Source organism: Chryseobacterium sp. 'Rf worker isolate 10' (assembly GCF_050753305.1).
GTDB lineage: Bacteria > Bacteroidota > Bacteroidia > Flavobacteriales > Weeksellaceae > Chryseobacterium.
On record NZ_JBOZOF010000003.1, the window covers coordinates 380,328 to 405,496 of the forward strand.

The 25,169-nt window shown below is 36.3% G+C and carries 20 protein-coding genes; 6 read left to right on the forward strand and 14 right to left on the reverse strand.

Annotated features, from left to right (window positions below):
- Positions 1-37: 37 nt before the first annotated feature.
- From LKL37_RS16130 to LKL37_RS16170, 9 genes are all read right to left on the reverse strand, one after another.
- Complete coding sequence (locus tag LKL37_RS16130) at positions 38-3,823, reverse strand: hypothetical protein (RefSeq protein WP_431611524.1); 3,786 nt, start codon at positions 3,821-3,823, stop codon at positions 38-40.
- 57 nt (positions 3,824-3,880) lie between these two features.
- Complete coding sequence (locus tag LKL37_RS16135) at positions 3,881-5,923, reverse strand: hypothetical protein (protein WP_431611525.1); 2,043 nt, start codon at positions 5,921-5,923, stop codon at positions 3,881-3,883.
- A gap of 13 nt (positions 5,924-5,936) precedes the next feature.
- Positions 5,937-6,695: a leucine-rich repeat protein gene (locus tag LKL37_RS16140; protein ID WP_431611526.1), complete on the reverse strand. Its 759-nt coding sequence runs from the start codon at positions 6,693-6,695 to the stop codon at positions 5,937-5,939.
- A 12-nt stretch (positions 6,696-6,707) separates the two neighbouring features.
- Complete coding sequence (locus LKL37_RS16145) at positions 6,708-7,349, reverse strand: leucine-rich repeat domain-containing protein (protein ID WP_431611527.1); 642 nt, start codon at positions 7,347-7,349, stop codon at positions 6,708-6,710.
- A gap of 10 nt (positions 7,350-7,359) precedes the next feature.
- A complete protein-coding gene (locus LKL37_RS16150) occupies positions 7,360-7,995 on the reverse strand; it encodes a leucine-rich repeat domain-containing protein (RefSeq protein ID WP_431611528.1) in 636 nt (211 codons plus the stop codon).
- Between the two features lie 11 nt (positions 7,996-8,006).
- Positions 8,007-8,657: a leucine-rich repeat domain-containing protein gene (locus tag LKL37_RS16155; protein WP_431611529.1), complete on the reverse strand. Its 651-nt coding sequence runs from the start codon at positions 8,655-8,657 to the stop codon at positions 8,007-8,009.
- 227 nt (positions 8,658-8,884) lie between these two features.
- Positions 8,885-9,055 (reverse strand): hypothetical protein, encoded by a 171-nt coding sequence (locus tag LKL37_RS16160; RefSeq protein WP_431611530.1) that lies wholly within the window; start codon positions 9,053-9,055, stop codon positions 8,885-8,887.
- A 232-nt stretch (positions 9,056-9,287) separates the two neighbouring features.
- Positions 9,288-10,325, reverse strand: a complete 1,038-nt coding sequence (locus LKL37_RS16165) for a patatin-like phospholipase family protein (RefSeq protein WP_431611531.1) — start codon at positions 10,323-10,325, stop codon at positions 9,288-9,290.
- A gap of 190 nt (positions 10,326-10,515) precedes the next feature.
- Positions 10,516-11,016 carry a M15 family metallopeptidase gene (locus tag LKL37_RS16170; protein ID WP_431611532.1) on the reverse strand — a complete coding sequence of 167 codons (501 nt, stop codon included), beginning with the start codon at positions 11,014-11,016 and terminating at the stop codon, positions 10,516-10,518.
- A 225-nt stretch (positions 11,017-11,241) separates the two neighbouring features.
- Between LKL37_RS16170 and LKL37_RS16175 the strand changes: the two genes are divergently transcribed.
- The 5 genes from LKL37_RS16175 to LKL37_RS16195 all read left to right on the forward strand — a co-directional run bounded on the left by LKL37_RS16175 (position 11,242) and on the right by LKL37_RS16195 (position 17,120).
- Positions 11,242-12,825 carry a Na+/H+ antiporter gene (locus LKL37_RS16175; RefSeq protein ID WP_431611533.1) on the forward strand — a complete coding sequence of 528 codons (1,584 nt, stop codon included), beginning with the start codon at positions 11,242-11,244 and terminating at the stop codon, positions 12,823-12,825.
- Positions 12,826-13,007: 182 nt separating this feature from the next.
- Positions 13,008-14,279, forward strand: coding sequence for a DUF4113 domain-containing protein (locus LKL37_RS16180; RefSeq protein ID WP_431611534.1), 1,272 nt, complete (start codon positions 13,008-13,010; stop codon positions 14,277-14,279).
- A gap of 233 nt (positions 14,280-14,512) precedes the next feature.
- A complete protein-coding gene (locus LKL37_RS16185; protein WP_431611535.1) occupies positions 14,513-15,373 on the forward strand; it encodes a hypothetical protein in 861 nt (286 codons plus the stop codon).
- Positions 15,374-15,384: 11 nt separating this feature from the next.
- Positions 15,385-16,197 (forward strand): hypothetical protein, encoded by an 813-nt coding sequence (locus tag LKL37_RS16190; RefSeq protein WP_431611536.1) that lies wholly within the window; start codon positions 15,385-15,387, stop codon positions 16,195-16,197.
- Positions 16,198-16,208: 11 nt separating this feature from the next.
- Positions 16,209-17,120: a hypothetical protein gene (locus LKL37_RS16195; RefSeq protein ID WP_431611537.1), complete on the forward strand. Its 912-nt coding sequence runs from the start codon at positions 16,209-16,211 to the stop codon at positions 17,118-17,120.
- On the opposite strand, the gene LKL37_RS16200 is transcribed toward LKL37_RS16195, so the two are convergent.
- The 3 genes from LKL37_RS16200 to LKL37_RS16210 are packed head-to-tail and all read right to left on the reverse strand — an operon-like array spanning position 17,121 to position 20,444.
- Positions 17,121-18,680 carry a helix-turn-helix domain-containing protein gene (locus LKL37_RS16200; RefSeq protein ID WP_431611538.1) on the reverse strand — a complete coding sequence of 520 codons (1,560 nt, stop codon included), beginning with the start codon at positions 18,678-18,680 and terminating at the stop codon, positions 17,121-17,123.
- Positions 18,681-18,693: 13 nt separating this feature from the next.
- The gene (locus LKL37_RS16205) at positions 18,694-19,305 is read right to left on the reverse strand and encodes a YdeI/OmpD-associated family protein (RefSeq protein ID WP_431611539.1); all 612 of its coding nucleotides are present in this window, start codon (positions 19,303-19,305) and stop codon (positions 18,694-18,696) included.
- A gap of 5 nt (positions 19,306-19,310) precedes the next feature.
- Complete coding sequence (locus tag LKL37_RS16210) at positions 19,311-20,444, reverse strand: serine hydrolase domain-containing protein (RefSeq protein WP_431611540.1); 1,134 nt, start codon at positions 20,442-20,444, stop codon at positions 19,311-19,313.
- A gap of 101 nt (positions 20,445-20,545) precedes the next feature.
- Here LKL37_RS16210 and LKL37_RS16215 point away from each other — a divergent pair, with 101 nt between their 5' ends.
- On the forward strand, positions 20,546-21,874 hold the full coding sequence (locus tag LKL37_RS16215) for a M48 family metalloprotease (RefSeq protein WP_431611541.1): 1,329 nt from the start codon (positions 20,546-20,548) through the stop codon (positions 21,872-21,874).
- 150 nt (positions 21,875-22,024) lie between these two features.
- On the opposite strand, the gene LKL37_RS16220 is transcribed toward LKL37_RS16215, so the two are convergent.
- Positions 22,025-23,554 (reverse strand): hypothetical protein, encoded by a 1,530-nt coding sequence (locus LKL37_RS16220; protein WP_431611542.1) that lies wholly within the window; start codon positions 23,552-23,554, stop codon positions 22,025-22,027.
- 46 nt (positions 23,555-23,600) lie between these two features.
- Positions 23,601-25,088, reverse strand: a complete 1,488-nt coding sequence (locus LKL37_RS16225; protein ID WP_431611543.1) for a hypothetical protein — start codon at positions 25,086-25,088, stop codon at positions 23,601-23,603.
- Positions 25,089-25,169: the final 81 nt, after the last annotated feature.

Sequence of the window (25,169 nt, forward strand, 5' to 3'; positions counted from 1 at the left end):
TAAAATACTCTGCCTCATGAAGTATGATTCAACAGAATTATTGCAATGCCTGCTTTAATTCAGATAATGGTAATGAAGCGATAACTTCTTTAGGATTATCATCCGTTGTCAGCTCAAGGAATCCGTTGTTAAGTTCAATTTTGTCTACAAACTTATCGTCTCCTGAGTTTAATTTAGAGTCAACAATAGAAAATTCAGTTTCTGTAACTACATCTGAAGGAACTTCGAAATCTTCTGGGTTTTCCTTTGAGAATGGTAATGCAGTCGCTGTTTTTAATCCGGCTGAGTCTTCCTGTAAAATATTCAGAGAAGTAGGAAGTACTGTGATCCATGCTTTTCCTTGTTTTATTCCTACAGGTTCACGCATTTCGTCTACAATACTTAGGTACATCGGATCTCCGATTACCGGTACTTCACCTCCGTTCCAGATTCTTCCGGTAGACATGAAGAATTGTACGGCATCTTCGAATCCTGGTTTTACCGTTACAATTACTCTGGCCATACCTGCCTGCAGGAAGTTTCTGAATAAAGGATCTGTACTTTGAGACAGATACATATCCTGCCATTTAGCTTTATCTCCCCAATAGTAAGGATAGAAAGTATAATCCATAATACTCCATTCAAAGGCTTGTTCCATGAATTTTGCCAATGCAGTATACTGCTCAAGATCTTCACCTAACACAATACTGAAGTCCTGCATTCTTTCTGCTCCGTTGGTAAAGTTTTTCCCCAGTGAAGCATAATCCTGTAATAGATAAGCAATACAGTTATGTTTCAGAATGACAGATTCCATGTTACGGTAGAAGTTGCTTGCGTTAAGCTTTTCTTTATTCTGCTCTTCTTCTTCCTTCGCTTTTTTCTCTATTTCTGCTTTCTTCTCCAAGAAGATTGCATAAGCTTCATCATAAGCCTTGATAATTGCTGTGAAGTTTTCTAAGAACCATGATGTCATGTATGCTGCAGAAAGTTTGCACGTGATCTCGAATGCAATATTAACAGAATCAATATTTTCACATCTGTATACAAAGTCATAAGAACCGGTTACATTCTGAGGTGTAAAATAAGCTGTACTGTCAATAGAAGTATTCCAGTTTTCCAAAGCTACTGTACCTCCTGCAAAATTACTTGTATATAAAACACTTTTACCTCTTGAGTCTCTCTCGAAACCATAGAACATTTTTACAGCACTTGCTTCATAATTATCAGGAATATCAATTTGTCTATGTCTGAATTCTCCGTTTCCATCTACTTTTTCCCATTGTTTTCCTAAAATAAGGTTAATAGGAGATTTCGGCTGTTCTGTAAGTTTTACATTATAATAATTCGCCCAGTATTCAATCTGTTGCTGAGTCGCTTTTTGAGCGCTTGGCATATTCCATTGTCCGGTAACGGTTCTTGGGTCTAAAGGCGGCGTTAATGTATCAGATTTTGAAGCGGCTGTTGCCAGAGTATGAAGTCTTGCAGGTTCAGGAACCATAAATTCAAACATGGTACGTTTACCGTAGTTGAAAATCTGGTTTTTCATTTTCTTATCTACCCATCTGTAAACGCCGACAACATGTTTACTTCCGTTTCTGTTATCAAAACCATGAGCATTGTTTTCTTCAAATTCTTCAATGATTTTTTCAATTCTTTCTTCTGCTACTTTGGTAAGGATTCTTTCTGTCGCTTTTTCTGTAATTTCCTGAGATTTTGAAATAGCTTGTCTTGTACTGTTTTCTTTAGAGTTTCTGGCAGCAAAGCTTCCTCCCACTTCAAAAGATTTACCCATACCTCCATATCTGAAATGTGCTTCTGTATTAATATCCTGTTGGATAACATTTGCCACTTCAGACTGCATGTCATTTCTGGTTGTAGTAGTTGTGTCACTTAGAGTTTCTCTCTCTGTAGACTTAGAAGTAGTGGTCTGAATTTCACTTCTTCTCAGCCTACGTGTTGATTTTTGTTTAAACTCTTTTGCCATAATGTTTTCGATATGAGTTACCTCACCCGGAACATAAGCATGAGTTGTCTGAACAACTTTCAGGTAATCTGCAATACCTAATCTTTTTACGCCGAAATGTTTAGGAATAAAAGTTCCTGGCTTATATCCTCCGTTACCTTCAGATGGATTTTCCGTTTCGTCTTTAGTCTCTTCAGTATAAAGAACTCCTGTGAAGGTTCTGTTGATTTCAATTTCAGAAAGGCTTAATGAAGCTTCTTTTCCATTATTGAAATAAATTTTGATGTCCATAGATCTGATGAACTTACCAAATTTATCAACCAGGAACAGAGGTAATGCTACTTTTCCATCTGCCACTTCAATATTGGAGAAGCTTTCTTCAAACAAACCAAAATCTGTGCTGGCATTAATTCTTACAGAAGCTGCTCCCCATGCATTGCTTTCAGCCTGATAATAGAATGTAGCTGTTGCAGGCATTCTTGAGTAGATGGGTTCATATGATGTTTTCAGATAATATGATCTTGGTACCACTCGGGATGATGCACTGTAATTAGAAACAACAGGAACCAAGACTCCTCCTACGCTGGCATAAGTCTGTTCAGGAGCTGGTGATTTCTGGAATAAAGTCTGAACTTTTGAAGTAGTTTCTTCATCCAACTTTTCAAAGATTTCCGGATAGGTATCAAATTCGTCAGTAATGGAAACTTCAATTCTTCCTAACTGCAGTTTTCTTTCACTTAAAACAGTAATTGTTGAGAAATCCAATCCGCCTTCAGGTTTTTCTTCACTGGTTACTTTTGTGAAAATATTGACAAATAATTTGAAAGAGTCTAATGAAAGTTTTTCTTTCAGATCTTCAAAATTAATTTCATTTTTATATTCAAACTTGAATGGCGGAACTTTTAAGGCTTCCAATGAAGCGTACAAAGCATCAATTTGTTCCTTGGTTAAACCACCTTTTGCAATCTGGGCTTTAACGCTTTCCTGCAAAGCATTGTATCTTTCAATATCAGCCTGATGGGTATCCATATATTGTTTATAAGCGGCATCATATGCTTTTGCTCTTAACGTATAGAATAACTTCTGAGTGGCCTCCAGTTCAGATCTCAATTGTAACAACCCATCTTTCTCAAAAGTAAGATAAGACAGTTCTGAGATTCTTTCTCCTTCTGCTTTTAATTGCTGCTGTACTGAAAATGAAAGTGGAGTGGTACCGTTGATAATTCCTTCTCCAATTTTAGAGATATTTACCTGAAAAGCATTCCCGGAAGGGTTTGATGTAGTACCTTCTCCTTCGTATCCGTCTCCAAACAATTTCATGGGTAAAACAACTCTTGCTTCCAATGCTTTTGCTTTCAGATCCTCACCATTGATTTTTATTAATTCCGGTGTGGAAGGTAAGTCTGCAACATATCCAAAGTGAAGAGCTCTTAAAATATGAACCAAAGCTTCCTTAACATAGAAATTTTCCTGGGTAACTGTTTGATAAATAAGGTTGTCCCAGATTTCTCCCATTTTAGTTTGGATAGCATTGCTATTATACAGATTCTTAGCTGTAATTTCATCTGCTACAGAAATTGCTTCTTTCTTTGCAATTTTTCTACCAATTTTAAGAGCTTCCAAAAGAGGTCCGCCTTCAATTTCAATTTCGCTTTGGTATCCAACTGTGTTGAATGATTTAGCAGCGCGTTCCAATGCCTGGAATTTTTCTAAAGCTGTACTTGCCGGATTAATTGCCGTATCAAAAGAAGTCGTAAGCTGCGATGGTCTGTGAATGAATCCAAGATTTACTTTTTTAGTTTCTGTTAATTCAGGATTTCTTAAGCTTACAAATCTGAATAAGGTTTGTGGTGCGCTGTTATTTGTTTCGTTTGTTGCCATTTTTTAATATTTTGTTTTTATTGTGTGTATTGTTTTTGTGTACTTAATGAATTGTGCTTATACCGGGCTGTCATTTTTTTTGGTGTATTCAAGGGTCAGAGCAAATGAATTGATCAGAGAGTAATCATAATCAGAAACACCAGCAAGTTCAAATCTTACCTTTTTGTTTTCCAGTGTGATGAAAGCTTTCGTCATCCATTGATTTCCGGCAAATGCTACATCCAGTGCATACCATTCTGTGAACATTTGGTTGGAGACAATCACTTCCATATCTTCAAAAATTTTGTCAATTGGAAATTCTCCGGTTCTTGGGATCTGATCAAGGAATAATGTCTTTTTATAGACCGGTTTATTATTGATCCATAAACCACCGGTTTTTTCTTCTTTCGTGGTATAAGAATGCTGTTTATCAGAATATTTCTTTTGGATAAAAGAATTTTCCTGATATGAATCTCCATAATAATAAGATCCAATCATTCCCGAAGAGCCGTAGGCTGTTCCCGTAAAATCAATTCCTGAGATTCTTACATTACTTCCTGCATTGTAGTTATTGTTGATTTCAATTACCCCGTCATCAAGGAAGGAAATATATGATCCATAAACGGCTCCTTTTAATTCTCTGTTTCCGTTTGTATTGTCAAAGACAAGATTTCCTGTAATAGGTTTAACGGGTGCTGTACCAGAAAGTGGAACAAAATCAGTAAGGTCTGATAGATTTTTATATCCAAATACATTACCATCATTCAGCACTGCTACTTTGGTATAAGAACTGTCTGCTAAAGGAGTTCTTTTTGCAGAAATAACAGCGTCAAAGTCTACTGTTCTTGCGGCAAAGTCTCCACCAATCAAAGGAGTAACAAAATCATGACGTCTTGCTACCGGATTAGACTCAATAACCAACTTATTGAATGTGGAACCTCCCAATGGGGCATTACAGCCAATAACGACGTTATTATCTCCCCAAACACCCATCGCATGAGTAGTTGAAGCCGCATTATATCCTATAAAGGTATTGGAACCCCAAGCTCCTGAAGTAGTCACTTTTCCGTAATTCTGACCGGCAAATGCTCCAAGGAATGTATTCTGAACACCGTGTGTCAGCCAGTAACCGGATCCTATTCCTAATGTGGTATTATACTTTCCATCAATGTTTTTGACACCTGCCTCATCTCCCACGTAAGTACATCCAAGAGCTGTTGTTGAATTCTTACCAGCTTCTGTTCCTACCATTACGTTATAGCTTCCGGATGTTAAAAGTGAACCACTATTTACACCTACAAAAGTGTTCCAGTCTCCGGTTGTTAAGTTTGCACCTGCAAACCCTCCAATTGCAATGTCACTTTGCCCGGTTGTTAGTTTGGGTAGAGCATTATATCCGATCCCGACTCCATAAGTTCCTGTATGATCTGTGTTCATATTTCCAAACCATAAAGAATACGTTTTGGAACTGAAATTGATTTCACCTGCTCTGCCTTCACTGGGCTGGAAAATAATAGGATTGTTTGTTCCGTTACCTCTGTTAATAACATCTTGTAATTTATCATTACCGGTATAAGAAGGTTTATCCGAAAGATCATTATAGCTGCCTGTGAGCGCTACTTTTTTCAAAATTACTTTATCCTGGCCTTCCTGAGCTAATGTGACACTTCCATCTGCATTGGCAGTAGGAATAATGCTGAATTCTGAAAGGTTAATATGAAAGGCAGATCCGTCGCTTTGGGTAATGGTGATGATGTTTTGAGCAGCATCATATTCAGCTCTTTCAATATGAATATTATTGGTGACTAAAGTACCTAAATCCACAGATTTGCTTTGTTGGATACCATTCTCTCCTGTATAAAATACAGTTAAAATATTTCCGTTCAGTTGTGGAGCCTGAATAGAGGTAGGGGTTTCGATTTTGTTTTTCCAGAGCTGAGCATCCTGTGGGCTTAGATTGGATGCGTTTGTATCTGCTTTTTTAGAAAAGTCATAGTCTACTTTATCTAAAGGAAGTTTTTCATCCTTATGCCAATATGACTCCTGCCATTCCCAAAATTCTTCCTGTTTTGGGATGTCTCCATTTTCGAAATATTTTTTTAATTCTTCTTTTGTTTTCATTTTGTTAAAAAATTTAATTAATAAGTTGTCCTCCTGTTACCTGAACCTCAGGATCAAAAGAATACATGTGATATTTGGTGTTTTCTCCTAATACAACCTCTGTCAGCTTGTTGCCTGAAAATGCTCCCGACTCAATATTGAGAACACTATTAGGAATATGCACAGACGTGATAAGGTTATTTCCGAATGCATAATTTTTGATTTCCGTAATGCCGTCAGGTATGGTTACAGAAGTAAGTTTATTAGAGCTGAATAAAGCTTCTTCGATGACTTTAAGTTTCTTTGGGAGGGACAAATCTGAAATTTCATTACCTGAAAATGCGCCGTAACCAATTGCGGATAGATTTTCAGGAAGCCTGAGCGAGGTGATCTTATTACTTGTAAATGCAAGTCTCTGAATTTCAATAACTGTATCAGGGATCGTAATGGAAGTAAGGTGTGAACTTGAAAAAGCATTCTCTCCAATACTTATGATACCGTCAGGTATTTGTATGTCTGTTATTATTATGCCCATTGTAAAATAGTTGGGAATTCTTAAAGTTCCTGTTGGTACAATTACTTTTCTTTTTAGAAAAAAGTCCATTGAGGCATTTTTATCTTTATCCATTTCAGCGTAAATGACATTATATGTACCATTCTCCAGTCCTGAAACTTTTTGTGTGGAGATTTTCTCATCCTTATGCCAGTACGAGTTCTGCCATTCCCAAAAGTCTTCCTGCCTTGGGATATCTCCGTTCTCGAAATAGAGTTTGAGTTCTTCTTTTGTTTTCATAGTGTTATTTATTTACATGTCACTGATTAAAGTTCCACCAACAACTGTAGTTTGGGTTCCAAAAGCATCAGCATAATATTGGGTAGATCTTTCCAGTCTTACATATTGTAAATCGGGATTGTTGCTGAATGCTTTGGATCCAATCATAACAACTGTAGATGGGATGTACAGTGAACTGATTTTGTTATAGCTGAAAGCTGAATCTTTAATTTCTTTCAGACCTTCAGATAAGGATAAAGTTGTGATTTGATTATTTGAAAATGCACTTTCACTGATGGTTTTAATTTGTGCCGGGAGACTTATTGATTTAATAAGATTATTACTGAAAGCTTCTTTTCCAATCTTAGTTACACTATTGGGAACTGATACTTCCGATATGCCGGTATTGGAGAGAAACATGTCAGGAATGGACAATGTTCCTGCTTTAATAAATACTCTTTTGACACTTAAATGAGCCAGAGAAGCATTTCCGGTTTCATCTATTTCAGCATAAAAGTCATTAAAACGAGGTAAGCCGTTTTCCAGACCTGCGATTTTAGTCATGTCAATTTTCTCGTCTTTATGCCAGTAAGAGTTCTGCCATTCCCAAAAGTCTTCCTGCCTTGGGATATCTCCATTTTCAAAATAGAGCTTTAATTCTTCTTTTGTTTTCATGTTGTTGAGTTTATCTATAGGTGATTGTAGCTGTTGACGGAATACCTGCCTTACTTAGATCTAATCCTGCAGGTGCTGAAACACTCTTAAGAGAAGGAAGAGAAAATGAACTTTGCCCCACCGTTTTTACTGAATCTGGAATAAATAAAGTTTCTATAACAGTTGCTCTGGGGCAGTTAAAAGCATAATCTCCAATGCTAATTAAACCTTCATTTAAAACAATTTCTTCTATTGAATCAGATCCATTAATCATATTAGCTTGTTGGCCAAAAGCATTGTTTTCAATAACCTGAAGGGTTGAGGGCGTTCGAACGCTTTTAATATTTTGCTGATTGAAAGCAGAAGGTCCAATCACTTTAAGTCCTTCATTGAAATTTACTTTCACAATTTGGTATGACATTCCTGAAAAGATATAAGCACCATTAATAATTTTTTTTGTGTTGGATGGGATGGTAATTACTAGTGCAGAACCAAGAAGTTCATTGTCATTTGTGAAAAAGGGTATTATCTTTTCAATGCTTTCAATGGAGTTTTGGGTAATTTTTTCGTCTTTATGCCAGTAAGAGTTCTGCCATTCCCAAAAATCTTCCTGTTTGGGGATATCTCCATTTTCAAAATAGAGTCTTAATTCTTCTTTTGTTTTCATGTTGTTAATTGTTAGATGTCTGCGTAGTATAAGATGGTTGCTGTTGCTGGGATACCTGCATTACTGATATCTAAACCCTGTTTCACAGAAACTTTCTTTAAGGAAGGGATATTGAATGCGCCTTGCCCTACCGATTTTACGGACTTTGGAATGTATAATTCTGTAATTGTTGTAGCTCCAGAAAGTTGAAAAGCATAATTATCAATCGTTTCTATGCCATCTTCTAAGATGAGTTCAGATATTCTGGAACTTCCACTAGAAAATGCCGATGCTTCAATTATTTTGCACGAGCCAGGTATTTTTAAAGTTCCGGTTATAAATTGGCCGCTAAACGCAACCGATTTTATTTTTTCCAATGTTTTTGGAAAAGTTACCCTGGTAATAATGTTTTTTGCCGCTGGCTGATACTGGAAACTAGGACCCCCTGGTACTGTGCCAATAACTTTAATTCCCTCGGGAAATACAATTCTTTTCCCGATTCCCACAATTTCTGTATTGTCTGTAAGAGAAAATACAAATTCTTCATAAGTGGGCAGTTCGAGAGAACTGTTGGGTAATTTTTCATTCTTATGCCAATAAGAGTTCTGCCATTCCCAAAAGTCTTCCTGCTTTGGGATATCTCCATTTTCGAAATAGAGTTTTAATTCTTCTTTTGTTTTCATAAAACTTTGTGTGATTTGTTGGTTAATAAATTGATTGTTCTATCCTTTTTTAGTGGAGGATGCCACTTTTACTATATTTTCAGACATAGTTCTGGCTGTCCAGCATTTTGTGAATGGTGAATTCAAAGGTGTTGAGATTGTTTAATGAGATTGCTGTGCGTGTATTATAGAGATTTCAAAGGTAATGGCGGACAGCGTCAGAACTTGTCGTGTTTTTATTATTTTAATTAAAAAGTATCTTCTTCAAGCACTCCTTCTTCAAAATCTTCTCTGAAGAAGTTTTCAATGTCATTGAGATAGTTTTCATAATCCATCTCTGCATTTTCGATGTCGCTCCATTCTATGGTGTAGAGATCTTCATCGAAGAGTATATGGGTATTGTGATTAGGTGTTTCCATGTTTTGTGTTGTAAGGTGTTGGTTATATTTTGAACATATTTTTGGCTGTTCAGCATGTGTGAATGTTGAATTCAAAGGCTTTTAAAAGTTTTTATGGATTGTTGTTTTGTGTCTTTTTGATACTCCAAAGGTAGTAGGGGAGAACGACAAAACTTGACGTGTTTAAAAAATATTTTCCAATTTTAAAATATAATTTCTAAAGCTTATATTGGGTGTTTATAAGGTAAAAAGCTTATATTTTATTTTTGATGAGTTTTTGAACAATTTGGTTCAACATTTCTCTATTGTCATCAATATAGCTCAATCCGGCCTGGATCAGGTTTTCAATATTCGATCTTCTTACGTTATCCATTGCTGGAGAGGCGTTTTTCAGAGAAGGATTCAGGCGGTAATAGTTCTTCTGGTTTCTAAGTCCCAGGGTTTGAAACATCTGTTCCAGCTGATAATCTACTGTTTCTGCATTGGCAGACATTAAAATGTCTATAATCGGGCTTACCCAGCCAATTTTTCCAGCTTTTTCCAGTCTTTTGAAAGGATAAGGTCTTGCTTCAATTCCTGTTCCAATAGACACGATGATCATGTCGTTTACAGTCGGATGATTAGCTTTCTGATGGTTTTTCAACACTTCTGCAAAAGGAATTTTCCTTGCTTCTGCATAAGCACAAAGTGCAGGATTATTAGCGAACATTCCTCCGTCAATCAGGCTGAAGATCTGTCCATACATGGATTTGATCTGCACAGGGCTAAAATAAGTAGGAGCCGCTGAAGTTGCTCTGCAGATATCCTTTACAAAAAAGTTATCTGTGCTGAGGTGGGCTTTCCATGAGTTGAAAAGCTTAGCTCTTCTGTTCTCGATATCATAACTCGTTATTAAACATGGTTTTATTAATTCTTTTAATTCTAAATTTCCAAAAAAGTCATTTAAGTTTTTTTCAAGAGCTTCCTGGGAAATTCTTTCATTCAATAATCCGAATGGATTAACCAGTTTTTCCCAAAAAGAAACCTGGAAAATGTCGCCGCCCTTTTCAGCATATAATTCTAAGCCTTTCTGAATAGAATATTTTGCTTTTCGGGCTTCATCAGGAGATAAAATAATAGAAGCAATCAGACCTCCGGTGCTGCTGCCCGCTACCAGATCAAAATAATCTCCGAGCTTGGCAGTCGGCTTATCATAATACTGGAGCTGTTCTTCTATGTAACGCAGAATAATGCAGGTGATGATTCCCCTTATTCCACCTCCGTCCAAAGAAAGAATGGTTGTCTTTTTCATGTGATATTTTTAATGGTTTGTTAAAAGGACACATGCAATCTTAAATCTACAGAACCCACTGGTTTTTCAAAAAATGATGAGATTCCATACTTAGATTTCATTGCTTTTTTCGTTGTTTTCTTATAAAGCAAAGGTAGGCTGGGGAAGCGACAGAACGTGTCGTATTATATTTAATTTCAAATAAATGATACTAAAAAATAACGTAATTCTGTTGGTCTCTTGGCAGCTTCAAAAGAGTTCTCCAACTGGTTTTTACAGGACCTTTTTTAGACGGAATACTCTTTTTTTCGAAGTGGGGAAGATCCTTAAATGTTTTCCAGTTTCCACCCCAGTCCCAGCCATGGCGGGCAAAAATTTTTACACATTCGTACCAGTCGGCCACTTTATCATTGTCCCAGTCTTTTACGGTATCCCAGCTTGCTGTTTTTCCGTCAATCATAAGGCACATATCTACGGCAAGACCATAGTTGTGAATACTCTGTCCTGCCTTAGCGTTGGTTACCTTTTTTCCTGACGTAATTCTTCCGATCGCATAAAGCTTTTCCTGTTCTTCAAAAGATCTTAACCCCTGGGTGATTCTTATTTTGGCTCTTCCGGTGAGTGCTTCATCGCATTCCTGTATAATTTGTTTTACTTCATCTCTTACCAACGGGTGAAGTTTTTGAATTCGTTCTAAGGTTACTTTGTCCATATTTCTTATTTTCTTATAGGACAAAAGTATAGCGCGGATGCGACGAAACTTGACGTGTTTTATTTGAATTTTGTTTAAAATTTCAGAATACTCATTCTGAGTAGTAAACATATCTACAAACAGATGTGTAGCCTTTAAATTAATCTGCAAATATAAAAAGTGATAAAAAAAATTGCTTTTAAAAAATAGAAGTGGTAAATATGATGCAGAAAAACACAATATCAAATGCATACCATCTTACCCTTTTTACTTGCTATGGTCGCAGCCATTGTGCTGCTTAATATGTGGGCGACCAAATTAAAAATTGCCTACCCGATTCTGCTTGTTGTATTTGGGCTTCTAGTCAGTTTTGTACCGGGCTTACCCGTTGTAAAAATCAATCCGGATCTTATCTTTTTTATATTTTTACCTCCTCTTTTATTTGAAGCTGCCTGGTCTATTTCCTTCAAAGAAATGAAAAGATGGTGGCGTATTATCGGGAGTTTTGCCTTTTTAGTAGTCTTTTTCACGGCATTGGCAGTAGCAGTAACGGCTAATTACTTTATTCCCGGATTTACGCTTGCACTTGGGTTTTTGCTGGGAGGAATTGTATCTCCACCTGATGCTGTAAGTACGGGAGCGATCATGAAGTTTGTGAAAATACCATCTACCACATCCGCTATTCTGGAAGGAGAAAGTTTGTTGAATGATGCCTCTTCACTGATTATATTTCGTTTTGCTTTAATTGCCGTAGGAACCGGACAGTTTGTATGGCAGGAAGCTTCATTAGATTTTTTATGGATGATTATTGGAGGTGCCGGAATTGGTTTAGTACTGGCATGGATCTTTGTACAGGTTCATAAAAGACTCCCTACAGAAGCCGCTTCAGATATTGCCTTGACTATTATTGAACCTTATCTCATGTATTGGATTGCAGAACAGTTTCATGCTTCCGGGGTTTTAGCTGTTGTTTGCGGAGGTTTGTATATGTCAGGTAAACGATTGATATTTTTAAACAGTACCAGCCGTATTATGGGCTATAGTGTGTGGCAGAGCTTTGTATTTATTCTGAATGGTATTGTATTTTTAATTATCGGTCTCGAACTTCCTGAAATTGTTGGCGGTTTGAGATGGGAAGGAATTCCTTTGAAAGTAGCCATTCAATATGGAGTATTGGTGACCGGAATTTTAATTGCCGCCAGAATTATAAGCTCTTACGCCGCAATGCTGGCCACATTGATTTTTAGACCAAGTGTTGCTCCCCGCGCTTCGTCCAACAGAAGGCGTCTGATGATGCCTCTGGTGCTTGGATGGACAGGGATGAGAGGTGTAGTTTCATTGGCCGCAGCATTGGCGATTCCTATTACCCTTGAAAATGGGCTTCCTTTTCCGAATAGAAACCTTATCCTGTTTATTACTTTCGTTGTGATTCTGTTGACATTGCTTGTGCAAGGGCTTACATTACCATACCTGATAAAATATGGACATGTATTTGATGATTTTGCAGATGATGAGAAAGATAAAAAAGTAAGAGAAGAAATAAAACATAAACTGAAACAGCACGTTTATCATTTTCTCAAAGATAAGCATGAAAATGAACTGAATGGCCACGCCGGATTAGAAAGAATGCTGAAACACTGGGAGGAAAAAATACAGGCCAATGATACAGAATGGATGAATGAAAAGACAAAAGATATCTTTTTTGAAATGCTGGAAAGTCAGAGACAATTTCTTTCAGAACTCAATAAAGATATTTCCGTCAATGAAGAAATTATCCGTCATCAGCTCTATCAGATTGACCTTGAGGAAGAACGTCTGAAAATGATTTAATTTACTACAATAAAATTTTTTTGAAAACAAAATTAAAGCACTAATGCGACAAAATATGTCGTATTTGAAAATTTTATTTATTTGTTTTTCAGACTGTTAAATATGATGTTAATTATGGTCTAAAAGATAATTTTATTCTTTAAAAGCCATAATTTTGTATAGATATTTACTATACAATTGTCATGTACGCTCTGGTAGATTGTAACAATTTTTTTGTTTCCTGTGAAAGGACTTTAGATCCTGATCTTGAAGGCAAACCCGTTGTGGTACTTTCCAACAACGACGGATGTGTTGTGTCCAGAAGTAAAGAAGCAAAAGATTTGGGAATTCCTATGGCAGCTCCTGCATTCAAGTACAAAGAGCTTTTTCAGAAACATGATGTGAAAAGTTTTTCTGCAAAATTTGAACTGTATAATTATAAAAGCCAGCAGGTTATTAATATTGCTAAATCCTATGTTCTTGATCATGAAGTATACAGTATTGATGAGCTTTTCCTCGATTTGACGGGATTCAAATACATTGATATTTACGCATATTGTCTTAAAATCAGAAATGAGATCCATGAGAAAGAAAATATTCCGGTAAGCATCGGAATTGCTCCCACCAAGACTTTATGTAAGGTGGCAAACAGGATCGTAAAAGAATTTCCGGATAATTTTAAAGGAGTATATATCATGGATACTCCTGAAAAAATTGGAAAAGCCCTGAAATGGCTCAACATAGGTGATGTATGGGGAATAGGAAGAAGGCTTGCTGTAAAAATGAATGACAGTGGTGTATATAAAGCTTGGGACCTTCTTCAGAAGCCTGAAATATGGGTTCGAAAAGTGATGGGAATTCATGGAGTAAGAATGATCAATGAATTGAAGGGAATTCGTCAGCTGGAACTGGATGCTCCTTCTCCAAAAAAATCAATAGCCGTTACCCGAAGTTTTATGCAGATGCTTACCAAGAAAGAAGAAGTACGGGAAAGAGTAGAAACTTTTGGAATGTATTGTTCGGAAAGATTGAGAAAGCAGAATACCTGCTGTAAAATGATAACCGTTTTTGTACAGACGAACCGATTCAGAAAAGACCTGCCTGAATATAAAAATGCAATGACCCGCATTCTTTCCAATCCTACCAATTCATCCATCTTGATCGGAAGAGTAGTGAATGAACTTTTTGAAGCCATTTACAGAGAGGGATTTCACTATAAAAGAGCTGGAGTTATGGTGAATGATTTTGTTCCCGAAGATCAGAGACAGATTGGCCTTTTTGAGGAAGATATACAAAACCAGCACCTTCCCGTGATGAAAGCCATGGATGCCATGAACCGAAAATATGGAAAGGATAAAGTACGTCTTGGAAGCATGAGTGGAGAAAATACTTTTGGACGGACAAAACTATCCCCGGAATATGAAGCCTTCCTGAAAAAGAATACCTTGCCGGAAGCGAACTTTAGATTTCATTAAGGATGAAAATTTTCTTCAAAAAACAAAAAATATTTAAAAATTTCCAATAAAATAGAATAAGGGTTTTATTTTAAGTAGTAAAATTCCGTATTTTGATAATGCAAAACAGAGTGTTACTTTGTTTGTTTTCAATGCTTTATGTGTTTGTGGACTAAATAGAACTATTGTATGAGATGTGCTTTTACATTTATCTTTGTCCAAGAATTCTACACGATTTAAAAACCACAAATTACATGAAAAATCTAAGTATTTTGATGAAGGGAATCCTGATTCCCTTATGCTTTACCATAAGCTACTCAAAAGCTCAAGTAGGTATTAATACTTCAAATCCTCAAACCACTTTCCATGTGGATGGGGCAAAAGATAATCCCTCATCCGGAGTTTCATCCTCTGCTCAGATAGCTAATGATGTTGCCATCACTTCTGCCGGAGAAATAGGAATTGGAACCTTAACGCCAGCTGTTAAGATAGACACGCGTTCAGTAACAAATACAGACAACTCAATCGGAATAGGAGAGACCAGCCAGGCCGCCTCAGCGGCAGGTGGAGGAGCTGTAAGATATAACCCATTGAATGGAGGTAAGATGCAGTATTCAGACGGTGTGGTATGGCAGGATCTTATTTCTTCCCCTACCAAAGCCGTAGTAGTAGCCAATCTTCAGGCAGCGAACTTTGCCGTTAAAATTCCCTATCAGATTTCTACAGGTATTGCGGGATGGACAGAAGTTTCTGATCCCACAGGAAACTTTACTCCCGGAACAGGTATTTTTACAGCTCCAAGAACCGGAGTGTATCTTGTTTCTTTTACATATGATTTTGTAAGAATTCCTATCGTTTCAGGCTATTTTTCAGAAGCGAGATATGTTGTAAACGGAAACAGTACCGTAAAAAAATGCGTAAAATCTTATTCAAATATTTCAAAACAGGCACAGGTTGCAGGTTCTTGCGTAGCCGGGGTTCAGCTGAATAAAGGAGATACCCTTCAGCCTTATATCTATCAGTCAGTTTATAATGGCAGCCTGAGTTTGAGAACAGATACATCTTCTGCAAGCAATGAATACGGCTTTGTAAATCTTTCTATTTTAGAACAATAACACATTTTGATATGAGAAAAAAATTAGGACTGGCTTTACTCATTTGCTGTGGCTTATGGATGAATGCTCAGATGGGAATCAATATGTCTTCTCCTGAAGGAGCAGTACACATTGACGGACAGAAGAATACAAGTGCTTCAATACCTTCTACTTATTATGATGATGTAATTATTACCTCCTCTGGAAATGTAGGGATAGGAACAAAATCTCCGAAAACACGACTGGATCTCAGATCAGGAGAACGTTTAAATGCAATTGGAGTTGGCGGAACTTCACAATCTGCTTCTGCAGCCAAGGCAGGAGCGATGAGGTATAATTCCGGAACTCAGGATCTGAGCTATTCTAACGGAAGTTCTTGGGTAGCATTGGCTCATAAAGCTCCCAATGATTTTGTGGATGCGGAAAATGCTTCTACACAAAGTTTCAGCGATGGAGTACAGGCTGCTGTTATCGGCTGGACTAAGAAAACGGACGTGAATAGCAGTTTTAATGCAGGTACAGGAACTTTTATAGCCTCAAAAACCGGCGTATATATCGTATCCTTTACCTTTTCACTGGCTTCGGGAAGCATTGCAGATGATTCAAGGTATGAAACATTGATTCAGACCAATTCTACATCTTCTGCAACCGGTAAAGTTTTCAAATGTGTAGGAAGTTATCCCGGAAACAATACGATCGGAAACCGCGTTGCGGGGAACTGCTCCGGAATTTTTAACCTGAATCAGGGAGATAATATTACGGTAAGCCTGAATCAAAAACTGGGAAGTTCAAAAACATTGGATACCGATTCTACACTGACTTCTCTAAGTATTTTCGGATTATAAAAAGAAAAATGATGAAAAAAAATTGTTTATTGATTGTAATGACTTTAAGCTTCCAGTGTGCATTTTCACAAATTGGAATCAATACCCCAAACCCACAGGGTATTCTGCATATTGACGGGCAGAAAGATAATCCTGTTTCAGGATCAACATTTACTCCCGCTCAGCAGGCTAATGATATTCTTGTGAACAGCGCGGGAAAAATAGGAGTGGGAACTTTGAACCCCGCGGTAAAAGTAGACGCCAGAAATTCCGGAAACGGAGCCATTGGTTTTGGAACTTCCACACTCACGGCGGTTTCTGCAGATGAAGGAGCAGTACGGTATAACAGCGGTGTGGAATATTCCAACGGAAATGAATGGCTTCCTTTACTCACTGCACAGCCTGCCAGTAATAAAGTAATTGTTATTGCAGCTAAAACAACTAATAATGTGAAGCTTGCAACGCCTGCCACACCAACGATAACTGCTGGTTTGCAGAACAGAGCAAGTAATTATCTGGTAGACTGGAGTAAAACTTTTGAAAGTAATTCCGGGACGACTTTCAATGCCGGAACAGGTATTTTTACAGCGCCCAGAAACGGAATTTATGTAGCTACTTTTACCACAGATCTGGCTCCAATGGCTATTAATTATACAACAGATCCTTTAAATCCTATTCAGATAGAAGCGATCTGGCAGCTTTATGATAATACTGCAGGATTGACTGCCGCCAATATTGTCAATACCGTGAAATGTGCCAATACCATGTCCTCGAACAGCGTAGGAAATATTGATGCAGGAAGTAACTGCACAGCTTCATTCTACATGACAGCAGGACAGAGGCTGATGCCTTATATCTGGTTTAATTTAAATAATTCAAATGTTGCGAATTTTTCGCTCAACAATACGGGAGGTTATAACAATCTGACCATAGCAGAACAGTAATCAGGAGATCTCATCAAGGGTTTTAATAAAAGCAGACGGATGCAGTCCTGTAATCTTCTTGAACTCAAGAGAAAAGGCACTGTGAGATGAATATCCTGTGATTTCAGCAAGGTGATTGATCTTGTACTTTCTGTATTGAGGCTCATTTTTCAACTGATTGACAATGTAATTGATCCTCAAATGATTAATGTATTGGTTGAAATTGAATTTTTTATGTTTTTTAATAACCGTTGAAAGGTATTTTGTGTTGATATTCAACGTGTTTGCAAGATTATAACGAGAAATATTTTTGTTGTTAAACTCAAGGTTTTCTTCAAAAATTTTTAATCCATCTAGTATGTTTTCCTCTACTTCAGGCGAAATTTTTATTTCAATCGGAGTAGGGGTGTTTTTTGTCTGAATATCCTCAGACGCTTCTTGTGGATCTTCCTCATAAACAACAGGTGAAATTCCATCTTTGTAAATTTTAGCAACCGCTTCTTTATGTTTTTTTCGCAGACGAATGCTATTGAAAATCATCGCTCCTAAAACAATTAGCAGAGCAATACAGGCGATAATAAGCCATTTTGAAATACTGTGGCTTTCGTTGAGCTGTTGATGGAAACTTTTCTCTTTTTTAGATAATGTTTTGTTGACAGCCATGGATCTGTTGTAAGCAACGCTGTCTTTTAATTTAAGATTTTCAATTTTATATTTCTCGGTATTGGAATCATCGTGAAGCAAGCCGTACGCTTCTTCAAGATTTTTGGTCACCTCAATCTTTTTTTCGTTGAAACCATACTGGTCTACAATCGCCAGGGATTTCTGAAAGTAAAGCACAGCACTGTCTGGCTTATTCTGTTTTGAAAACGAAAATCCGATATCATTAAGAATGTTGGCCCGAAGGTAATAATTGCTTTCTCCCACCAATGAAAGCGCGTTTGCAAAATAATATTTGGCTTCCTTAAATTTTTTCACCTCGGATAAATTATACCCCATATTGGTATAAGCGGAAATCAGCAGTTCATTTCGTCTGGCTGCATTTTTAAGCTTCTTAAATTCCTGAATTGCACTTTTGGAATAGTATTCTTTCTCTTTATACTGATTCTTATTGAGAAGGATCAGAAAAGAATTAAAGATCATTCCTTTCAGCTCATGTCCCTCTTCCGTATTATTGTTTTTTACTTCTGTTAAAGCATTTCGGAGACTTGTGGAAGACTCTCTAAGCAATCCAAGCTTTGCATACTGGGTTCCCTGCATTCTGTACGCCAGTGCTTTTCCAATGCTGTAATTGTTTTGAGTGGATATTTTCAGTGCTTTATCAGCAAAATCAAGACTTTTCTCAGCATCAGATTTCAAATAGCTGTTGAAAGACTTTAAATAATATGCCTTTGCAAGAAATTCCGGTACATTTCTTTTCTGTGCAGAATCAATGATCTGATTCAGAACAATTTCCGAGCTGTCCGGATTTTTGGATGAGAGCATTCGGGCATACTTATATTGCCCCTCAAAATCAAATTTTTGAGCAAGTGTAAAAATTGAAATAATAAGGAAGAAAAAGAGAATAATTTTTTTCTTCATTGGATGTGTTTTTTTATTTTTTTTGGTATTTCCAGTTGCGGCCTTTACCTTCGGCTATCCATTCCAAAGACTGTTCCAATCTTTTGTTTCTGGTAGCTTCTGTTTTGGCTTCTGTAACCCATGCAATATACTCTTTTCTGAAAGATGGTGATGCTTTTTCAAAAATTTCTTTTGCTTTGAGGTGGGCATTTAAAGCAGACTGAAAATAATCAGGGACTTCCATTTCTATTTTGGATGGTGGGGCTTTTTTCATAGTCACCCCCATGTCTGTAAGCTCCATGGCTTCTTGAATAGCCCTTTTCAGCTGAGGTTTAGAAGGAAGATCTTCAAGACGGGTTACTTTTCCTAAACTGAACATTGAACTTTTTTCTGCTGTTGTTTCTATTTCCTGTAAAGTTTTCATTTCCTGATGAAGCCAGAATCCCAGGCTGCAATACTGCTTAAAAGCAGTGATAGAACACAGTATCTTTCCTTTATACATGAAAGTGGGAAATTTCCATTTGATAGCTTCTTCTGCATCGGGGCATGCTTCATGAATGGTTTCACGAAGATATTCTAAGATAGGTTTTGCAAAATCCGGAGATTTTTCAATGTATTCATCAACGGTTACGTTGTGCTTTTCCATAGTGTTTATTGGAATAGTTGTACAATTTCATTCACAAAGAATCTGACCTGATCAGGTCTTCCTCTGTCATTTTTAGGGTTATTGGAATAGCTTCCGGTTTTTACAATAACGATATTGTGCTCCGGAACCATGATAATATATTGTCCCTGTAGTCCCAGGAAATAATAATGTTTGATTGGGTTGTCATGATTAATCCAAAGCCCCATTCCATAAATGTTTTCAGACTTTTCTGTAGGAGTTCTCATTTGTTCAATGAAGGCTGCATTGAGGATTTGCTGATCTCCTGCTTTTCCGTCATCCAGAAATAACTGCCCCAGTTTGGCAAAATCCCTTGCATTGGAATGAATGCAGCAATAGGTTTTTTCCATACCATAATCGTCTGTACTCCATTTAGCATTTTGCTCCATTCCCAGAGGAACCCAGAATTTTTCTGATAAATAGCTTGCCAATGGCTTATTCAGAGCTTTTCGAAGAGCAAAACCCAGAAGTTGTGTAGAACCGCTTTGGTATTCGAATCTGACTCCCGGTTCTTCTTTAAATTTTCTTGAGAATACTGCTTTTACAAGGCTTTTTCCATAATAAGCTTTGGCATTGGGAAGAAACGGATTGTTGTAATTTTCATCCCAGTTCAGCCCGGATTCCATTTGAGCCAGATTTTTAAGAGTTACTTCATTTCCGAATGGTTTATCTTTAAATTCAGCATAAAAATTAGATAGCTTTTCATCAATAGTTGGAATAATCCCTTCTTCCAGCGCTTTCCCCAAAAGCATCACAGTAACTGCTTTTGCCATCGAAAATGAATTGGTCTGTGATAGCTGGTTATAGCCGTCCCAATACTGCTCATGAAGAATTTTTCCATTCCTGATCACTACAAAAGCTGCTGTTTTGGAGTGTTGTAAGTTTTCAACTAAATGTTTAGGTAGTTCCTTTTTATTGTAATCAGGATCTTCTTCCCAGAGTTTGGGTTCTTCCGTAGCAATAGGATTGCTTGGAAAAAGATTTCCGTCATCAATATGTGCGCTTGATTTTCCTTTAAGATAGGTTTTGGAAATACCATTAAATAAATAATCATATCCCAGAAAATAAGCTGCTGCAGCACCTGCTACAGCTCCGCCTATCATATACTTTAGTATTCTCATTTTTTCATGAATGGGGTCTTTAACAAATTTAAAATAATTTGGCTATTAAAATTAAAATGAATCATCAAATACATTATTTTTGTTCTTATTTGATGAAAACTATGACCAGAAAATTGATTGTATTGGGATACTTTTTATGTTCTATAATGGGGATGGCCCAGATTTATAAACCCATAGATACTGCAGATTATATACAAAGAAAAACGTTTTTAAAGAATTTTGAAGGAAATAATGAAGCGACTGTAAAGAGGTTAAAGTCTCAGTATTCCGGGAAAACAGGTACAGAATTATCCAAAATTTATAAAGAATTCGGAACTGATTTCGGAAAACAGGTGAAGAATAAGGATTTTATCTTTAAATCTGAATTTGAAACCAGCATACAGTCGATGATTCAACGTCTTAAAAAGAATAATCCTAAAATCCCTCAGGATCTGAAAATTCTGATCGCAAAAGACAATACTCCCAATGCCTATTGCCTTGCTGACGGCACTTTTGTAATCAATATGGGACTTTACAGCTGGCTGAACAATGAAGAGCAGATTGCTGCTGTGATTTCGCATGAGCTGGGGCACAAAATAGAAGAACATTCCCTGAAAACTTTTTTAAAAATTATCGAACAGGATAAGCTTGATAAAGTAGTGGTTGAGAATATAAAATCTACAACGACAAACAGAAGCCAGAGCCAGAATCAGAAAGCTTTTGATATTTTAAAAAATACAGTATACAAAAAAGGAGTGGAAAGAAGACAAAGCGAAATGCAGGCAGATTCTCTGGGCTATGTCATTTTTAAAAACAGTGATTTCAAAAAAGCAGAATTTGTGAATGCTCTTCAAAGACTGCAGGATTTTGATACGATCTCACCAAGAACACTGAAAGTTGATACTTATAAAAAACTATATAATCTTCCCAAGCAGGCATTTAATGAAAAATGGATGAAAAAGGAAGACTTCTCTCTTTACAACTATAATTTTTACAAAGAAAAACTGAACAAAGATTCTCTGGCATCACATCCCGAAGTCTCCAGAAGAATTGATATGCTTAAAAAGACTTTTGCAGAGCTTAAAACACCTGTTAGTCCGGAAAAACCCTCAGATCTATTTTTAACATTAAGGAAAACGGCCAGAATGGAAATTCTTCCCAATTATTTTCATTCGGAAGATTACGGATTGGGAATTTATACTGCCATGCAGTTTTTACAGGATGAAGAGGAAGAAAAATATTATAAAGGCTGGCTGGGAAGATGTTTTTCCAAAATATATGAAGCTAGAAAAAATTATAACCTGAACCGATATCTGGATCGGATAGAGCCCAAAAATCAGAGTGAAAGCTACCAGCAGTTTCTGAATTTTATGTGGAACCTAAGTCTTGATGAAATAAAGAACATTGCAGATTTTTATCAGACGAATGAGACTATAGCGAAGGTAAACTGATCTTGATATAAATAGTTTACATATCAATAGGAACGGTATAATCCTAAGCTTTGACGAAGGGAGCCCATTTTAAAAATAATAAAAAATTCCACTGGCTTTAGCCAAAACATACAAAAAGAACCCTGACGAAACATCAGGGTTCTTTTTGTATTAGTAATTTAATTTCTCCAAACGGATCTTATTAAATTTTTCTTTCTCATTATACTCCCGAAGCAGGATATAACCTTCTTTTCCTACATACGGCGTTACGGCATAATTGTCTTTTTCCGAAATTGGAATAATCTCCTGTTTGAATTTTCCATCAATAATAGTATTGATGAACAGGTTCCATCTTTTTTGTTTGGTTACTTCATCTTTTTGATAGTCGCGGTAAAAGAATACCACGTCTTTTCCACCGTTGAGGTATTGTGAGAAAAGATAATCACTGTTTACCCATTTTGATTTTTCTTTTTCAAAAACCTGTACATTTTTCACTTTGAAATCTTTATCGGTGTAGATATAGACAAGATCTGTTGTTTTTGGAGCAGAGTATTGACCTTCGGGTTTGTATTTTTCTGATAAAATACCAACACTTCCATCATTCATGAAGTACATGTCTTTGGTTTGAAGCATATAGCCGCTTTCTACCATACCATTTTTATTAAGTTTGGGAAGAAAAGCTGAAATATTGGGCTCATAATTAATGGCTTTCATGTCTACTGAAAAGTCAGATTTGTTGAGGATCATTCTTGCAAATCCTACGGATTGGGAATCATCATAATTTCTTCCCAATAAAACTACTTTATCATCAAAAGTTTTATCATTATCAATTTTTCGGTAATTAGAGTAGAAGGTTTCAATATTGTCTATCGTATCATCAGATAATCCGGTAACAGGCTTGTTAGACTTTTCTTTTCCGGTTTTCATATCAAGAACCAGAAGACTGAATGTTTTCTGCTTGTCATTCACTTTTTTCATGATGCAGTACATATAATTCTCGTCTCTTTCCAGAACAGACAAAGTAGTGTACAGCTTTTTAGTTCCGTCTGTATTGTATTTATATCTCCAGACTTCTTTTTTGTTTTCATCAAACCTCATAAGGCTGTTACTGTTTTCATACTTTCCGTAATCTTTGTATTCAACAGCAAAATAACCTCCTTCTTTCAGTTCTCCTACCGCAGAAACGTAGTTATAGCCTTTCTCTTTTTTCTCATCACGGTTATCTTTACGCTGTTCTTTCCAGCTTTTCGGTTCGTTGATCTCCTTGAAAGTACCGTTTTCCAAATAGTCGTAATAGAGTTTTTTGGTAATGGAGTTGGTTTTAGGATCTATTACCATTGAAACCGGGGTGAATATCTCTTTGCTTTTTACAAGGGAATAATCCATCATAGAAGGCTTTAGGATAATCTGTCCTTTAAAATCAACATATCCTAAATAAGAGGCAGCAGTGATATCTCCTTCAAATTCTTTATTGGCAACAGGGTTGAGGTTTTTATCCAGTATAACGTATTCAAACTTTTTGGTTTTATCACCGGATTTTCCGTAAGAATATAGAGAAACGTAACCGTAAAGATTGTCTTTATCATCAAATAGGGCATTCATGCCTACATGGTCTCCGGAAGCCAGTGTCGTAAGGTCCTGAGTTTGGGAAAATGCAAATGTCTGGATGAGCCCAAACATAATCAGAGTTATTTTTTTCATGGTCAAAATTTGAGGGATAAAAATACAGAATTAGTAAAAAGAAAATTTAATAATTTAACCTTTCCAGACGAATTTTATTGTATTTCTCTTTTTCATTGAGTTCCTGAAGAAGAATATATCCCTCTTTAGCATTGTAAGGAATGACAAAATTGTTTTCTGAAGACATGGGCAGGATTTCCTGTTTGAATTGTCCGTTTATAAATGTATTTATGTAAAGATTCCACTTTTTTTCTCTGTTTTTCTTCTCTGTATTAGCATAAAAGAAGGCAAGATCTTTTTTGTCGTTCAAATATTGTGAAAAAAGATAAGTGCTGTTTTTCTGAGAAGGATAAGTTTTGATGTTCCTTAGATTCATATCAGGATCATAATCCATCACAACAAGATCTGAAACATCATTCTTTCTCCTGTTGATCTTTTGTAAAATCACAAAGACGTCATTATTTTGTAAGAAATTGACAGATTGTATATCCAGATCTTTTGAATCAAATGGATCTTTTAATTCTTCAATATCTTTATGATCTTTATAAATGTCCTGCAGATTGATCTCATTAAAAGATAGCTGATTCAAGCTTTTGTCATAAGTGAGTTTTACAAAACCTTCAATATTTGTAGAGCTTCCGGAATATTTTAATAATGATGTTAGTTTTTTGTCAGTATTATATTTGCTGTTGATAGGCCCATCAACAGAATCTAAAGTAATATAAAGATGAGTTTCATAGGGAAATGGAAGTTTATTTAAAGGCTTGCCTGTCTTCATGTCAAAAACCATAAAATAGTATTCAGGATCCCCTTCCTGGTATTTAAATATTTTTGCGATTAAAACATCATCGTCATAATTGGCAACTTTAAACTTGACAGAATTATTTTTATGATCCTTATCAAAAAATCTATATTCCCAGAGTTTCTGGTGATCCTTATTGAAAAGACTTACCATGATATCTTTAGAACCGGATTTTTCATCTTTAAATTCTGAAATAATAGTTTGCCCGTTGTCTAATTCTACAATTTCAGAATATAATTTGTATCCTTTTTCTTTTTTTAGGTCTTTATTGTCATCTTTTATTTCTTTATTCGTTTTTGAAGATGAAATAAATGTCAGGTTGGTTCCGTCATACTCCAGCTTATCCTTCTTTTTGATTTGATAATCGCTAAGATTAATAACAAAATCTGAAGGAATATAAAATGATTTATCAAAAGCGAAGTCATAGATTTTGAAAGAAGGAGTGATTACAACCTGTTTCGTGGAGTTGAGGTAAGGATAATATTCAACGGCAGTCTCATCACTTTCAAAATTTCCTGTTGAAAGAGTGTTGAGATTTTTATCAAACAGAATATATTCTAATTTGTTTTTCTTCTTATCACTTTCTGTCTTACCAAGATCGTAAAGAGCCAGGTATCCAAAAAGATTTTTTTCGCGGTCTGAAATGGATTGTAATCCTAAATATTTTCCCTGTGCAATTTTTGCAAGATCTTGAGATTGAGAATGAAAAAGCCCATAGGATAGGCCTAGCATAAGGCAGATGATTTTTTTCATGGTTTGTATTTTTTACAAAAATAATCATTTCTGCTATATGTTTTTCAGGAAATAAAAAAAGCCCTGAAACCAGGGCTTTTA